Origin of the sequence: Serratia sp. Je.1.23.a (assembly GCF_051129805.1) — a bacterium.
Lineage (GTDB): Bacteria > Pseudomonadota > Gammaproteobacteria > Enterobacterales > Enterobacteriaceae > Serratia > Serratia liquefaciens.
This window is the reverse complement of sequence record NZ_JBCPSR010000002.1, coordinates 793,942-807,966: the sequence shown is the minus strand read 5'-3', so window position 1 is coordinate 807,966 and position 14,025 is coordinate 793,942. Positions and strand designations below refer to the sequence as shown.

Genomic DNA, 14,025 nt, shown 5'->3' with positions numbered 1-14,025 from the left:
TTTTTTACTCACACTTCTATAGTAATTGCCGCTGCTCAAGCATTACCGGTATCGTGCTGCGATAACCCAGGCTTGAGCGAAGCTTACTAACATTTGAGTCCCTTCCCTCCGGCTTACCGGGTTGTCGTCAGCGATGTTTGACGATAGGCATACGCATGCCTGTAACTCTTGAGTAAGCAATGAGCACATTACTTTCTGCATTATCTGTCGGCTACGACAACAATTTCGGCCCTCTGCTGGTTGAGGTTTCCTTTAGCCTGAAAAAAGGCGATCGCATCGGTTTAATCGGCCACAACGGCTGCGGTAAAAGCACCCTGCTTAAAATCCTCAGTGGCGATCTGCCCGCCAGCGCCGGCAGCGTAACCCCTGCCCACCAGTGCTTGATGGCGCGGGTGGAACAGCACCTGCCCGAAGCTCTGCACGACTGCAGCCTGCTGGATGCGGTCATGGCGCGACTACCGGAAAACCAACGCGTCAGTGAAAGCTGGCAAGGCGAAGTGCTGCTAAGCAGCCTGGGCTTTGCGCCAACGTCATGGACACTGACTGCGGGCACACTGAGCGGCGGCCAGCATACTCGCTTGCTGTTGGCGCGCGCGTTGATTCGCCAACCCGACCTGCTGCTGCTGGATGAGCCGAGCAATCACCTGGACCTGCCGACCCTGCTGTGGCTGGAGCAGTTTCTGCAAAACTGGTCCGGCAGCTTCGTGCTGGTATCTCACGATCGGCATTTGCTGGATCAGGTCACCAACTGCACCTGGATCCTGCGCGATAAAACTCTGCAGTTTTTCCGCCTGCCCTGTACCGCCGCACGCAAGGCACTGGAGGAACAGGATGAAGCAGACGCACACCGCCGTCAGGCGGAGCAGAAAGAGATCGACCGGGTGGCGAAAAGCGCCCAGCGGCTGGCCGTGTGGGGTCGGGTTTACGATAACGAAGACCTGGCTCGCAAGGCCAAGCAAATGGAAAAACGCGTTGATCGGCTGAAAGAAGAGCAAACCACGTTAAGCGCAGGCAGCCAATGGCGGCTCAGGTTAAAGGGCGAGGCGCTGGATGCCGATCGCCTGCTGGCCCTGCCGCAACTGGACGTGCGCCCGGCGGCGGAGGCTCCGGTTCTGTTCAGGCTTGCATCGTTGCGGGTTAAAAGCGGGGATCGCATCGCCATCGTCGGGCGTAACGGCTGCGGCAAATCTTCGTTGCTACATCATCTGTGGCGCGAATACCAAGACCCAAACCAACGGGAAGCCGTGTTCCACCCGCGAGTCCGTATCGGCTATTACGATCAGAGCCTGCAGCAACTGCGTGACGAGGATACGCTGAGCGAGGCGTTGTCGCATTTCGCGCCGCTGACCGAGGAACAGCGGAAAATGGCGCTGATTGGTGCCGGGTTCCCTTACCTGCGTCATCAGCAACGCATCAGCACCCTGAGCGGCGGCGAGCGTTCGCGCCTGCTGTTTGTTGGGCTGACGCTGGCCAACTACTCTCTGTTATTGCTCGACGAGCCGACCAACCACCTGGATATGGAAGGCAAAGAAGAGCTGGCCGAGACCCTGCGTCAGTTTGAAGGCGCAGTGATGCTTGTCACCCACGACCGAATGCTGATCGAAAATAGCTGTAACCGCTTCTGGTTGATTGACCAGCAAAGGCTGGAAGAGTGGCAGGTTCTGGAGCCGGTCTACCACCGATTGGCACAAGCGACGGAGGTTGCGCCAATGACCACCTCGTCCCAGCAGCCTGCCAGTCGCGAATTGCAGCATGCAGACGAGGAGCGACTGTTGGCCGCGCTGTTTGAACTGGAAAGCAAACTGCAAGAAGATCTGGCGCGTAAACCCAAGCATCAAAAAGTGCAGCTGCAGCAGCAATGGCGAAGTGAAATCGCGACCATTACCGCACAGTTAAATCTGGACTAACCTGTACAGGCCGCCTGCGGGCGGCCTTTTTCGTAGGGAGGTGGTATGAATATTCATCTCAGGTTGGCAACCCGTGAGGAGCAACCCTTGCTGGCGGCGATGCTGCCCAACTATTTGCGGGAGCTGGCTGCGGATACTGACTATCCACACCTGGCTCGCTATTGGCATGAAAACGGCAGGTACCCGTATCTGATAGTAAACCAGGCACAACCGGTGGGATTTGCCTTGGTCAGAACGCTGCTGCCAGCTACTACTATGGAGATGGCGGAGTTTTATGTCGCCAAACCCTGGCGAAAATACGGCATAGGTAAAAGTGCCGTGCAGGCACTGTTTGCCCTGCATCCCGGTCGTTGGCAGCTGTCGGTGCTGGCAGACAATCCGGGCGGCCTCGCCTTTTGGCTGTCGGTGGTACCAGCGACGGCTTACCGGGCCTGGGTTGAAAAACCGGGGATCCGACCTCACTGGGCGCTGTCATTTTCCGTCGGCAGCGCCCAGTGATAAGCACCAGAAACTAGATGCCGGGTTTAGGCTTAATCGGCTCCACGTGCCCTACTGCCCGCGATATGCTGGGATAAAGTGCGCGTAACTGGCGTTCGATGCTGTCTACCGCAGCATGCGCGGACACAATAGAGGCCGCCGGGGAAACCCGGCAGTGAAAGTTGACGATAATGCCGTTCGCGGTTTTGCGTGCGCGAATGTTATGCACGTCCTGCACCATTTCACCGTTCTCTACCGCCACATGCAGGATCTGACGAATGTGCGCCAGCTCTTCCGGTGCAACATCTTCACTGGCTATCCAGTGGTGCGTCTGCGGTTCAAGATGAGTTTCAATTTCAGTCTCCTCGCCAATCGCCTCGCGCAGCAAGGTTTCAATCTCACTGGCGATATCGTGAGCCTGGGCCACGCTGGCGCTGGCAGGTACGGCCAGATCCAGACTGATCGACATGCGTTCCGGCAGCTGTTGCAGGGCCAAATTTTGCACCACCGCCCCGTGGTTGGCGGCGATCACCCGGATACGGGTCGCCATGTCTTCGTCGCTGCGGGTTTGCGGGTTGGCAATCACCGTGGCCTCGGCATTGGCATATTGCCGTTCCAGACGTTCGGCAATCGACTTTTTCAGCGCGTTGATACGCTCCAGCGGCAAGGTGCGACACACGGCGACGGTGACCTCAATGAACAACATGGCACCGGCGTTGCGGATGCGAATATTCTCGGTGGCCAGTATTGCGGGGAAACTCTGGAGCAAGGCATCGATTTCTTCCTTGGCACCGGCAGGCGCGGTATCCATCAGCGAATCGAATGAACGTTTCCCCAGTTTCACCGCCGCGACCACAATAAAACAGGCTACGATCAACGCCGCGATGGCGTCTGCACGATTGAAGCCGAGCATGACGAACACCATGCCCAACAGCACCACGGCGGAAGCCAACATATCTGAGAAGAAATGCAGCGCATCGGCCTCCAACGCCGCACTGTCCGTGGCCTTTGCCACGCGATTCAGCGCCCTGACGCGGAAAAAATCGACCACAATCGAGATCAACAGCACCGCAATGACCACAGGGGCAGCGACAATTTCATGCGCCTCCCCGAGCAGGCTTTTGCCGGCCTCGTAAACAATCCAGCCGGCAGCCCCCAACAGCAACAGTACTTCAAACAGCGCGGCCAGATTTTCGACCTTGCCATGACCAAAATGATGGTCGTCATCAGCGGGTTTGTCGCTGATGCGCACCGCCAGCCAGGTAATACTGGTGGCAATAAAATCGGTGAAAGAGTGGATCCCTTCAGAAATAAGACCAATACTGCCGGTAAAAATGCCGGCAATAAATTTCCCGGTCGCCAATAGCCCGCTGGCTATCATCGAATTTCTGGCAACGGATTGTTTTTCATTTTGCATATTACGGCTCACATTCAAAGGGGCATTCATTTCTTTATTTTAGTCGAGTATTGCCAGGCAAAAGCAACCAGCAGCATACTACCCGAGAATGTCAGCATTAAACTAGACAGAAATTCTGATTTTCCGGTTGAATAAAAATAAATCTCATTCACACCCACGGCAATCATCAAAATGGCATAGAGCAGACCAAGAATAGAAATAATCATTATCGTTATACTCCACAAAGCCGCATCAGGCGGTCAGAGTTTAATCGCATCCTCCCCGTCGTAATAAAACACTTCGGGGAGGATGCATCCAGGCGGATCTTTAGCGTTCATTAATCATCCCATTTAGAGCTCATATAGGCGGCGAACAGGCCCAGTGAGCTGATGATGCTCAGGAATCCTACAAAGAAGATCATGTTTCCCATTATTTCGTCCTCGATTAATTATTGTCGATAAAAGCCTCTTTAATTAAAAAGTGGATAATCTCATTATTCATGAATATTTACGCACCTCCTGTTTGCTGAGAATTAATTTCCGCTCCGGCAACCACACGGAGCGGAAGCCCCTTTATATCCCCAGCACGTGCTGGGCGATTTTGAAGTAGATAATCAGCCCGGTACCATCAATAAAGGTGGCGATAAACGGCGCCGACACTACCGCCGGATCAATGCCCACACGCTTGAGCAGCATCGGGATAATGGATGAAACAATGGCGCTCCAGACGGTAATCGCCACCAGCGACAGGCTGACCACCATAGTAACGTCCATACCCACGCCCATGATCCAGGCGCGCGCCCAGGCTGCGATGCCGATGGTAGCGGCTATCAGCAGCGAGGTAGACACCTCTTTGCGGATCACCGCGCCCAGGTTACGCAGGCTGACCTCTCCCAGCGCCATGGCACGTACCAACGTAGAAGTGATTTGAGTACCGCTGTTACCGCCGGTACCGATCAGCAACGGAATGAAGAATGCCAGTGCTATCGCCGCTTCCAGCTGTTCTTCAAAGGCCTTTAACACATTGCCGGTATAGGCTTCGGCGACAAACAGCATCAGTAACCACACCGAACGCTTGCGCCACAATGCCCAGGGGCTGGTTTCGAGATAAGGCTTGTCCAGCGGCAGGCTGGCGCCCTGGCGTTGCGCATCCTCGGTATTTTCGTCTTCAATCAGCCGGGCGATTTCTTTTTCGCCCAGCACGCCCACCAGCGTTTTATTCACCACCACCGGTACTACGTCCAGCCCGCCCTTACCCAATAAATGGGCGACGTCATTACGGTCGTCATCGGGAGAAACCTGGAAATAGCTGTGATTGATCATCACGCCAACGGGTTTATCATCGTCTTCGCACTGCAATAATTTTTTTACCGACAGCGTACCGCGCAGATGATAATCATCAGCAGTGACAAACAGCTGAGCGGGAATTTCATCCGTTTTTAACTGAGAAAGAAAATATTCCTTGGCTTTGTTGACCGTCATATTGCCGGGAACGGTAATAAAATCGGCGTTCATATAGCTCGCAATCGAAGACTCGTCTTGAGTTTCAGCATGGGCCAGCACCGGTGAGAGGTAATTTTGATGTGACTTCATTATGTTAGTCCCTATTTCTGTTTAAACTTCAACAGCGAATCGCATAGGGGCGTTAACCACAGAGGGAGTGCAGAAAGCCTATCTCCGCGTCCAGGTTTTAGCACTATACAACGTATCTGATATGTTAATCAGAAGTTACTTTGGGCTGAACCTTAATCCGATAAAGCCTGTCTTAACCTTGGGCATCTCTCGATGTCGTCAGATCAGTAACCTGTGTTTGTATAGGAGCCTCGCCAAACGAGATACTGCATATAAACTACGGGGGGCAGTATAGGCAGGGTTTTTAATCGATGGGCAAAAATCTGACTTGCCGTTGATGAAACATTTAGAAAAAACATTTAGAAAAAACATTTTCGGTAAAAATAATAAAATGTGGGACGGAACAATCCTAACCCACATTATTTACCGTCAATGCGCGAGGATATACACGTTTTTGTCGTACAACGGCCCCTGGCGAGTAAAGTCGATGCCTTTCACATAGGGTTTGACCAGCGTGGCGTTAGCCTCGTAGTACACCGGGGCCACCGGCGTATCCACCGCCAACACATCTTCTGCCTGCTGGAAGGCCTGCTGCACCTGTTCCGGGCTTTGCGCCGCGGTAGCCTGGTGCAGTAGCCGATCGTAATGCTCATTGGCATATTTGGCCGAGTTCTCGCTGCTGGTAGAGCGGAATACATTCAGGAAAGTGGAAGGATCGTTGTAATCCGCCAACCAACGGCTGAACGCCGCACTGTATTGACCGTTGTTGATATTGTCCAATACCACCTTGCGCTCCTGATTTTTCAAAGTGACCTCTGCTCCCAGGTTCTTTTTCCACATCGCGCTAGCGGCGATCACAATTTTCTTGATGGTGGCGTCGTTGCTGTACAGCAGAGTGAAACGTAACGGATGCTGCGCGTTAAAACCGGCTTCCGCCAGCAGCTTTTTCGCTTGGGCAATGCGTTGCTCTTGCGACCACCCCGCCGCCACGCCAGGCTGTAAGGTAAAGCCACCGGCGCCGGTTGGGGTAAAGGTCCAGGCCGGCTGTTGACCATAGCCCAAGACCTTGCCGGCAATCACCTGTTTATCCAGCGCCAGATTCAGCGCCTGACGCACACGCACGTCGTTAAAGGGCGGCTGCCGGTTATTAAAGGCAAAGTAGCTGGTCGACAGCAGCGGATAAGTCACCAGTTGCTCATCGCCCAGGTTTTTTTTCAACTGTTGGTATAACTCTGGCGGTGCGCTGTAACCCAGTTCGATCTCACCGGCGCGAAAACGCGCCACTTCCGGGAACCCTTGCAGCGGCAGGAATGTCACCTTATTGAGCACCGTGTGGGCGTTATCCCAATACTGGGTATTTCGCTCTAGGACCACTTTTTCATTCACCACCCACTGCGCCAGTTTGAAAGCTCCGTTACCGACGAAGTTTTGCGGTTGGGTCCAGTTTTTGCCGTATTGCTCCACCACTTTCCGATTTACCGGCAGCACCGGAAAATGCACCAGCTGTTTAAGCAAATAGGAGTTAGGTTCAGCCAGCGTCACCTGCAGGGTATGGGCATCCAACGCTTTCACGCCCAGTTCGCTCGGCGGTTTGCCACCGGCGTTAATTTCCGCCGCATTCAATACATAGGCCGACGCCAGATAGCTGCCGTAGGGTGAAGCGGTTTTGGGATCGGTCAAGCGCCGCCAGCTAAAGACAAAATCATCGGCGGTCACCGGATCGCCATTTGACCATTTCGCTTCTGGCCGCAGATGGAAGGTCCAGACAGTCCCCTTAGTTTCCCACTTGGTGGCCAATGCGGGGATCACCTCGCCATTTTTTCCCACCCGCAGCAGCCCTTCAAACAGGTCATTGAAGATATAAAATTCCACGTTGCTTTCCGCCAGGTTCGGATCCAGCGTAGCCGGCTCGTAACCATTGGCCCGCACCAGCTCCTGTTTGGCGGCCAGTTGAACGCCCGCAGGCACCTCGGCGGCCTGCACCGCCACGCCAGCCTGCAAAGACAAGATGATTAGACCAGCCAATCCCTTAAGCTTGAATGAATATGTCACGTCGCTATCCCTTATTGGTGTTTTGTCGACGCCTATATTCATCGAAGCAGTTGAATAAATTAAATCATTAAACGCTATGACTCATAACCAAAATAACTGGAGTGGAACAACATGAATTTCTTTCATTATCAAACTCCTACTCGCCATCCTGATGAGTCTGTTTTTCACCAGGGCTGAAGCAATGTTAACGGCTACCCGGCCAACACTTAATGGCGATGGTTGAATGCATTAAACTGCGTCACTCGTGGTTCTGAGGGCAGTTGCACCGACCGCGGAGATGACAGGCCAAACAGCGGGGTTATTGGTTTCATTGCACTGCCAATCGATTAACGCATTATAAATACTGATGAATTAGCGAATAAAAGAATCAATAATACTCAAGCTTAATTTTTCCTTAAGACAAGATAATTAGTGAGCAATTTATAAAAATAAATTAATACGAATCGTTTTCACTATCATTATTAATGTTCTTATATACAATCAGGGCTGCCCGGCATTCGTCAGGCCTTATTCATTCGCTTTTCTTCTCTGCACTCTCTCAATAAAAAGGATGACTGTATGAAGCTGCGTTTCACTTCTCTCGGCCCCATTGCCCTGTTGGCGTCGTCCATGATGCTGGCGTTTTCCGCCAATGCCGCATCTCAGGATGAAGGTATCGTTATTTATAACGCCCAGCATGAAAACCTGGTGAAATCCTGGGTGGACGGTTTTACTAAAGACACCGGCATTAAAGTGACCCTGCGTAATGGCGGCGACAGTGAGTTGGGTAATCAACTGGTGCAAGAAGGGAGTGCATCCCCTGCCGACGTTTTTCTGACGGAAAACTCCCCGGCGATGGTGTTGGTGGATAACGCCAAACTGTTTGCGCCCCTGGACGCCACTACCCTGGCCCAGGTTGAACCGCAGTACCGTCCACAGCATGGCCGTTGGATAGGCATTGCTGCCCGCTCAACGGTGTTCGTCTACAACCCGGCTAAGTTGACCGAAGCGCAATTGCCGAAATCACTGCTGGATCTGGCCAAGCAGGAATGGAAAGGCCGCTGGGCTGCCTCACCTTCAGGTGCGGATTTCCAGGCGATCGTCAGCGCCTTGCTGGAGCTAAAAGGCGAGAAAGCCACCCTGGAATGGCTGAAAGCGATGAAAACCAACTTCACCGCTTACAAAGGCAACAGCACCGTGATGAAAGCGGTGAATGCCGGCCAAATCGACAGCGGTGTCATCTATCACTATTATCCCTTTGTCGACGGTGCCAAGACCGGCGAGAACAGTAAAAATATCAAGCTCTACTACTTCAAACACCAGGATCCGGGGGCTTTTGTCAGCATCTCCGGTGGTGGCGTGTTGGCCTCAAGCAAACACCAGCAGCAGGCTCAGGCGTTCGTGAAGTGGATCACCGGTAAAAACGGCCAGGAGATCCTGCGTACCAACAATGCGTTCGAATATGCCGTGGGCGTTAACGCAGCCTCCAACCCGAAACTGGTACCGCTGAAAGAGCTGGACGCGCCTAAAGTCGACGCCTCCGCGCTGAACGGCAAAAAAGTCGTCGAATTGATGACCGAAGCCGGTTTGTTGTAAGCCAGTCTTGTCCGTAAAGAGAGCTTTTAACCCTATGTCGAATATAGGTTTCAACGCTGCCGGTGCAGCGCCACGTTACGCTTCAGCCCGACGCCATCAGCGGCCGGGGTTGTTTATCGTGGCGGTCGCCATTTTACTCTCCCTGCTGGCCCTGTTGCCGTTGGGGTTTGTCATTAGCGTGGCGTTTGAAACCGGTTGGCCGACGGTGAAAGCTCTGGTTTTTCGCCCCCGGGTGGCCGAACTGCTGCTTAATACTCTGTTGCTGGTGGTCTTCACACTGCCTATTTGTGCCGTTCTTGGGGTGGCGTTGGCCTGGTTGACCGAGCGTACCACCTTGCCCGGACGGCGTATCTGGTCACTGTTAGCAACCGCACCGCTGGCGGTGCCCGCCTTTGTGCAAAGCTACGCCTGGATAAGCCTGGTACCTTCGATGCATGGCTTGGGCGCAGGGGTCTTTATTTCGGTCATTGCCTACTTCCCGTTTATTTACTTGCCGGCGGCCGCAGTACTGCGCCGGCTTGATCCCGGTATTGAAGACGTCGCCACTTCGCTGGGCACCCGCCCGCTGGCGGTGTTTTTCCGCGTGGTATTGCCCCAGCTGAAATTGGCGATTTGGGGCGGTTCACTGTTGATCGCTTTGCATTTGCTGGCGGAATACGGCCTGTATGCGATGATCCGCTTTGATACCTTCACCACCGCCATTTTCGATCAGTTCCAGTCCACTTTTAACGGCCCGGCGGCCAATATGCTGGCCGGGGTACTGGTGCTTTGCTGCCTGGTGCTGTTGCTGCTGGAAGCCGGCAGTCGAGGTCGGGCACGCTATGCTCGCGTCGGTTCCGGCAGCGCCCGCAGCCAGAACGCTTACCGTCTTGGGCCTGCCGCTACCCTGTTCGGCCTGCTACTGCCCTTGGTACTCACCGCGCTGGCGCTGGGGGTGCCCTTTATCACGCTGGCCCGCTGGCTGACCTTGGGTGGATTTGAGGTCTGGCGCAATGCCGAACTACTGCCAGCCCTGCTGCAAACGCTGTCGCTGGCGGCCGGCGGAGCGCTGTTGATCACCTTATGCGCCATCCCAATGGCCTGGCTTTCGGTACGCTATCCGGCACGACTGTATCGGATTTTGGAAGGCTGCAATTATGTCACCAGCTCGCTGCCCGGTATCGTCGTGGCGTTGGCGTTGGTCACCATCACCATTCACAGCTTCCGCCCAATTTATCAAACCGAAATTACCCTGCTGCTGGCCTATTTACTGATGTTTATGCCGCGAGCCTTGATCAACCTGCGTGCGGGCATCGCTCAGGCACCGGTAGAGTTGGAAAATGTAGCGCGCAGCCTCGGCCGATCCCCGGCGCAGGCGCTGTGGAGTACCACGCTGCGACTGGCGGCTCCCGGCGCGGCCGCCGGTGCGGCACTGGTGTTTCTGGCCATCTCCAACGAATTGACTGCCACCCTGCTGCTGGCCCCCAACGGTACCCGCACGTTAGCTACCGCTTTCTGGGCGCTGACCAGCGAGATCGACTATGTGGCGGCGGCCCCTTACGCGCTGATTATGGTGGTGTTGTCGCTGCCACTGACCTGGCTTCTTTATTCTCAATCCAAACGCACGGCGGGATTATGAGCACGCTTGAACTACAAGGCATCGGTAAGTCCTATAACGCGATCAAGGTGCTGGAGCATGTTGATTTGCAGGTTGCCCCGGGCAGCCGCACCGCGATTGTCGGCCCTTCCGGCTCGGGGAAAACCACCCTGCTGCGCATCATCGCCGGCTTCGAAATACCGGACAGCGGTCGGGTGATGTTGCAGGGCCATTCGATGGACAATGGCAGCGGCTGGGTGCCAGCGCACCTGCGGGGCATTGGTTTTGTCCCGCAAGATGGCGCGCTGTTTCCGCACTTCACCGTGGCCGGCAATATCGGTTTTGGCCTGAAGGGCAGCAAGCGCGACAAGCAGCTGCGTATAGATGCGCTGATGGACATGGTGGCGCTGGATCGTCGCCTGGGTGCACTGTGGCCCCACGAACTTTCTGGTGGGCAACAGCAACGCGTGGCGTTGGCCCGGGCACTCTCCCAGCAGCCGAAATTGATGTTGCTGGATGAACCCTTCTCCGCGCTGGATACCGGCTTGCGTGCCGCGACCCGCAAAGCGGTGGCAGAGCTGCTGGCCGAAGCCAAAGTGGCGTCTATTTTGGTGACCCACGATCAGACTGAAGCGTTGTCGTTTGCCGATCAGGTGGCGGTGATGCGCAATGGCCGTCTGGCACAGGTTGGGCCGCCGCAGGATCTTTATCTACGGCCGGTCGACGAACCCACCGCCACATTTTTAGGTGAGACGCTGGTGCTCTCCGCCGATCTGGAACAGGGTTGGGCCCAGTGCGCGTTGGGGCGGATTGCCGTGGACGACGGTAGCCGCCGTGGGCCTGCCCGCATCATGCTGCGGCCGGAGCAAATCCAAATCAGTCAGTCCGAGTCGCAACACTCCAGCCAGGCGGTAGTGACCCACATCGATTTCGCCGGTTTTGTCTCCACCCTGAATTTGCGTATGGCCAACAACGACGCCACGATTGAGCTTAAAACCGTCAGCCGCGAAGGCCTTCGCGCCGGTACTCTGGTCAATCTGAATATCATCGGTCAGGCACATATTTTTGCCGGGTAATACCTGCATCTCAGTCAAACCGGTGCCTGCAGAACAGGCATCGGTATCCCCCGAACCTGGCCTTCGCGTTGCAGTACCCTGGCGTCTCACTCAACTCGCTTAACGATAAAACCTATCGCAGCCATCGTTGAGTAAAAACCCTTTCATCAACTACGATTAGTTTGTGACCGGTGCAAGCATTCACCCGTCCGGAGATAACCCACAGAGGATTATCATAATTATTCATGCTGCTTAAAGCCGCCCTTCTTTGATGCGGCTAAGAAAGGTTAATTATGTCACGTACTACCCCCCTCGAACGCTACCGCAATATCGGCATCTCGGCGCATATCGATGCCGGCAAAACCACCACCACCGAGCGGATTCTGTTTTACACCGGGGTCAGTCACAAGCTGGGCGAAGTGCACGACGGCGCCGCCACCATGGACTGGATGGCGCAGGAGCAGGAACGCGGCATTACCATTACTTCGGCGGCGACGACCTGTTTCTGGAACGGCATGCAGCATAATTATCCGCAGCACCGCATCAATATTATCGACACCCCCGGGCACGTAGACTTTACCATTGAGGTCGAACGTTCGATGCGCGTGCTCGATGGCGCGGTCATGGTCTACGACTCGGTGGGTGGCGTACAGCCGCAGTCGGAAACCGTCTGGCGCCAGGCCAATAAATACAAGGTGCCGCGGCTGGCGTTCGTCAACAAAATGGACCGCGTGGGCGCTGACTTTTTCCGCGTGCGCAAAATGATGATCGAGCGCCTTAAGGCCAATCCGGTACCGATCGTCATACCCATTGGTGCTGAAGACCACTTCACCGGCGTGGTGGACTTGGTAACCATGAAAGCAATCCTGTGGGACGAAGCGACCCAGGGGATGAGTTTCAGCTTTGAAGAGATCCCGGCGGATCTGCGTGAATCGGCACAGGAATGGCGGGATAAAATGGTCGAAGCTGCCGCCGAAGGCTCGGAAGAGCTGATGGACAAGTACCTTAATCAGGTACCGCTAAGCGAAGAAGAGATCGTTCGCGGCCTGCGCCTGCGCACCGTGGCCGGCGAAATTCAGCCGATGCTGTGCGGTTCCGCATTCCGCAACAAAGGGGTGCAACGCATGCTGGACGCGGTGATTGAGCTGATGCCCTCGCCGCTTGACGTTCCACCGATGGAAGGCCACGACGAGCGCGACAATATCGTGATCCGCCGCGCGTCTGACGATGAAAAGTTCTCGGCGCTGGCATTCAAGCTGATGACCGATCCCTTCGTCGGCCAATTGACCTTTGTGCGAGTGTATTCCGGCGTATTGGCCAAAGGCAGCAGCGTATACAACCCGGTGAAGGGGAAGAAAGAACGTATTGGCCGCATCGTGCAAATGCACGCCAACGATCGTAAAGATGTCGAAGAGCTGCACGCCGGTGACATCGCCGCCTGCGTGGGGCTAAAAGATGTTACCACCGGCGACACCCTGTGCGATCCCAACGCGATTATCACGCTGGAGAAAATGGTGTTCCCGGAACCGGTCATCGCTCAGGCGATAGAGCCGAAAACCAAAGCCGATCAGGAGAAGATGGGCATCGCGCTGCAACGCCTTTCCTCAGAGGATCCATCATTTCGCGTGCGTACCGACGAAGAGTCGGGCCAGACCATTATTTACGGCATGGGCGAACTGCATTTGGAAATTATCGTCGACCGCATGCGGCGTGAATTTGGCGTGGCGACCACCACCGGCAAACCGCAGGTGTCCTACCGCGAAACTATCCGCAAGCGCGTGACCGACGTGGAAGGCAAGTTCGTGCGCCAGTCCGGCGGTAAAGGCCAGTACGGCCACGTGGTATTGACGGTGGAACCCAATGAGCCGGGCAAGGGCTTTGAATTTTTCGATGAAATCAAAGGCGGCGTGATCCCGGGCGAATTTATCCCGGCAGTGAGAAAAGGCGTGCTGGAAGCCTTGAATAACGGCGTGCTGGCTGGCTATCAGGTGGTCGATGTCAAAGTGCACCTGACCTTTGGCTCTTACCACGACGTCGACTCCTCGGAGCAGGCGTTCCGTATGGCGGCCATCTTCGGTTTTAAAGAGGCCTGCCGTCAGGCGGATCCGGTGATCCTCGAACCCATTATGTCGGTAGAGGTAGAAACGCCGGAAGATTACGCCGGCAGCGTGATGGGCGATCTGTCGTCACGCCGCGGACTGGTGCAAGGGATGGAAGATATTCCGGGCGGCGGCGGCAAGGAGATTCATGCCAAGGTGCCGCTGTCGGAGATGTTTGGCTATTCCACCACCTTGCGCTCGATGTCGCAGGGGCGCGCCACCTACACCATGGAGTTCAGCCACTACGCCGAAGCGCCGCGCAACGTGGCCGAAGAGATCATTCACCACAGCAAAAAGTAAACTTACCGCCTGCCGCG

At 55.2% G+C, this 14,025-nt stretch carries 11 protein-coding genes and 1 riboswitch; of the genes, 6 read left to right on the top strand and 5 right to left on the bottom strand.

Features of this window, described 5'->3' with window-relative positions:
• Positions 1-179 precede the first annotated feature (179 nt).
• Together AAZT04_RS11580 and AAZT04_RS11575 are read left to right on the top strand one after the other, a co-directional pair.
• Positions 180-1,907, top strand: a complete 1,728-nt coding sequence (locus AAZT04_RS11580) for an ABC-F family ATP-binding cassette domain-containing protein (protein ID WP_392456062.1) — start codon at positions 180-182, stop codon at positions 1,905-1,907.
• A 45-nt stretch (positions 1,908-1,952) separates the two neighbouring features.
• Positions 1,953-2,405, top strand: coding sequence for a GNAT family N-acetyltransferase (locus AAZT04_RS11575; RefSeq protein WP_116690421.1), 453 nt, complete (start codon positions 1,953-1,955; stop codon positions 2,403-2,405).
• A 13-nt stretch (positions 2,406-2,418) separates the two neighbouring features.
• On the opposite strand, the gene AAZT04_RS11570 is transcribed toward AAZT04_RS11575, so the two are convergent.
• The 5 genes from AAZT04_RS11570 to AAZT04_RS11550 form a co-directional block, all read right to left on the bottom strand.
• A complete protein-coding gene (locus tag AAZT04_RS11570; RefSeq protein ID WP_041415406.1) occupies positions 2,419-3,801 on the bottom strand; it encodes a cation diffusion facilitator family transporter in 1,383 nt (460 codons plus the stop codon).
• Positions 3,802-3,827: 26 nt separating this feature from the next.
• A complete protein-coding gene (locus tag AAZT04_RS11565) occupies positions 3,828-4,007 on the bottom strand; it encodes a hypothetical protein (RefSeq protein WP_020827000.1) in 180 nt (59 codons plus the stop codon).
• A gap of 110 nt (positions 4,008-4,117) precedes the next feature.
• Positions 4,118-4,210, bottom strand: coding sequence for a protein MgtS (gene mgtS, locus AAZT04_RS11560; RefSeq protein WP_020827001.1), 93 nt, complete (start codon positions 4,208-4,210; stop codon positions 4,118-4,120).
• 142 nt (positions 4,211-4,352) lie between these two features.
• Positions 4,353-5,375, bottom strand: coding sequence for a magnesium transporter (locus AAZT04_RS11555; protein ID WP_434680256.1), 1,023 nt, complete (start codon positions 5,373-5,375; stop codon positions 4,353-4,355).
• Positions 5,376-5,447: 72 nt separating this feature from the next.
• Positions 5,448-5,621: riboswitch (M-box (ykoK) riboswitch) on the bottom strand.
• A 159-nt stretch (positions 5,622-5,780) separates the two neighbouring features.
• A complete protein-coding gene (locus AAZT04_RS11550; RefSeq protein WP_434680116.1) occupies positions 5,781-7,445 on the bottom strand; it encodes an ABC transporter substrate-binding protein in 1,665 nt (554 codons plus the stop codon).
• A gap of 516 nt (positions 7,446-7,961) precedes the next feature.
• Between AAZT04_RS11550 and AAZT04_RS11545 the strand changes: the two genes are divergently transcribed.
• The 4 genes from AAZT04_RS11545 (at position 7,962) to fusA (ending at position 14,008) form a co-directional block, all read left to right on the top strand.
• Positions 7,962-8,978, top strand: coding sequence for an iron ABC transporter substrate-binding protein (locus AAZT04_RS11545; protein ID WP_046373474.1), 1,017 nt, complete (start codon positions 7,962-7,964; stop codon positions 8,976-8,978).
• Between the two features lie 34 nt (positions 8,979-9,012).
• Positions 9,013-10,596 (top strand): ABC transporter permease, encoded by a 1,584-nt coding sequence (locus AAZT04_RS11540; protein WP_434680113.1) that lies wholly within the window; start codon positions 9,013-9,015, stop codon positions 10,594-10,596.
• Entirely contained in the window at positions 10,593-11,630 is a 1,038-nt protein-coding gene (locus tag AAZT04_RS11535; RefSeq protein WP_434680111.1) for an ABC transporter ATP-binding protein, read from the top strand. Before AAZT04_RS11540 ends, AAZT04_RS11535 begins: the two co-directional genes overlap by 4 nt.
• Before the next feature lie 272 nt (positions 11,631-11,902).
• Positions 11,903-14,008 (top strand): elongation factor G, encoded by a 2,106-nt coding sequence (fusA, locus tag AAZT04_RS11530; protein WP_142815155.1) that lies wholly within the window; start codon positions 11,903-11,905, stop codon positions 14,006-14,008.
• The last annotated feature ends 17 nt before the right edge of the window (positions 14,009-14,025 follow it).

Excerpts from the sequence above, each read along its gene's own strand:
- AAZT04_RS11580 (WP_392456062.1), top strand. The coding sequence starts at position 180 with ATGAGCACATTACTTTCTGCATTATCTGTCGGCTACGACAACAATTTC.
- AAZT04_RS11535 (WP_434680111.1), top strand. The coding sequence starts at position 10,593 with ATGAGCACGCTTGAACTACAAGGCATCGGTAAGTCCTATAACGCGATC.
- mgtS (WP_020827001.1), bottom strand. The coding sequence starts at position 4,210 with ATGGGAAACATGATCTTCTTTGTAGGATTCCTGAGCATCATCAGCTCA.
- AAZT04_RS11565 (WP_020827000.1), bottom strand. The coding sequence starts at position 4,007 with ATGATTATTTCTATTCTTGGTCTGCTCTATGCCATTTTGATGATTGCC.
- AAZT04_RS11540 (WP_434680113.1), top strand. The coding sequence starts at position 9,013 with ATGTCGAATATAGGTTTCAACGCTGCCGGTGCAGCGCCACGTTACGCT.
- AAZT04_RS11545 (WP_046373474.1), top strand. The coding sequence starts at position 7,962 with ATGAAGCTGCGTTTCACTTCTCTCGGCCCCATTGCCCTGTTGGCGTCG.
- AAZT04_RS11550 (WP_434680116.1), bottom strand. The coding sequence starts at position 7,445 with ATGAATATAGGCGTCGACAAAACACCAATAAGGGATAGCGACGTGACA.
- AAZT04_RS11570 (WP_041415406.1), bottom strand. The coding sequence starts at position 3,801 with ATGCAAAATGAAAAACAATCCGTTGCCAGAAATTCGATGATAGCCAGC.
- fusA (WP_142815155.1), top strand. The coding sequence starts at position 11,903 with ATGTCACGTACTACCCCCCTCGAACGCTACCGCAATATCGGCATCTCG.
- AAZT04_RS11575 (WP_116690421.1), top strand. The coding sequence starts at position 1,953 with ATGAATATTCATCTCAGGTTGGCAACCCGTGAGGAGCAACCCTTGCTG.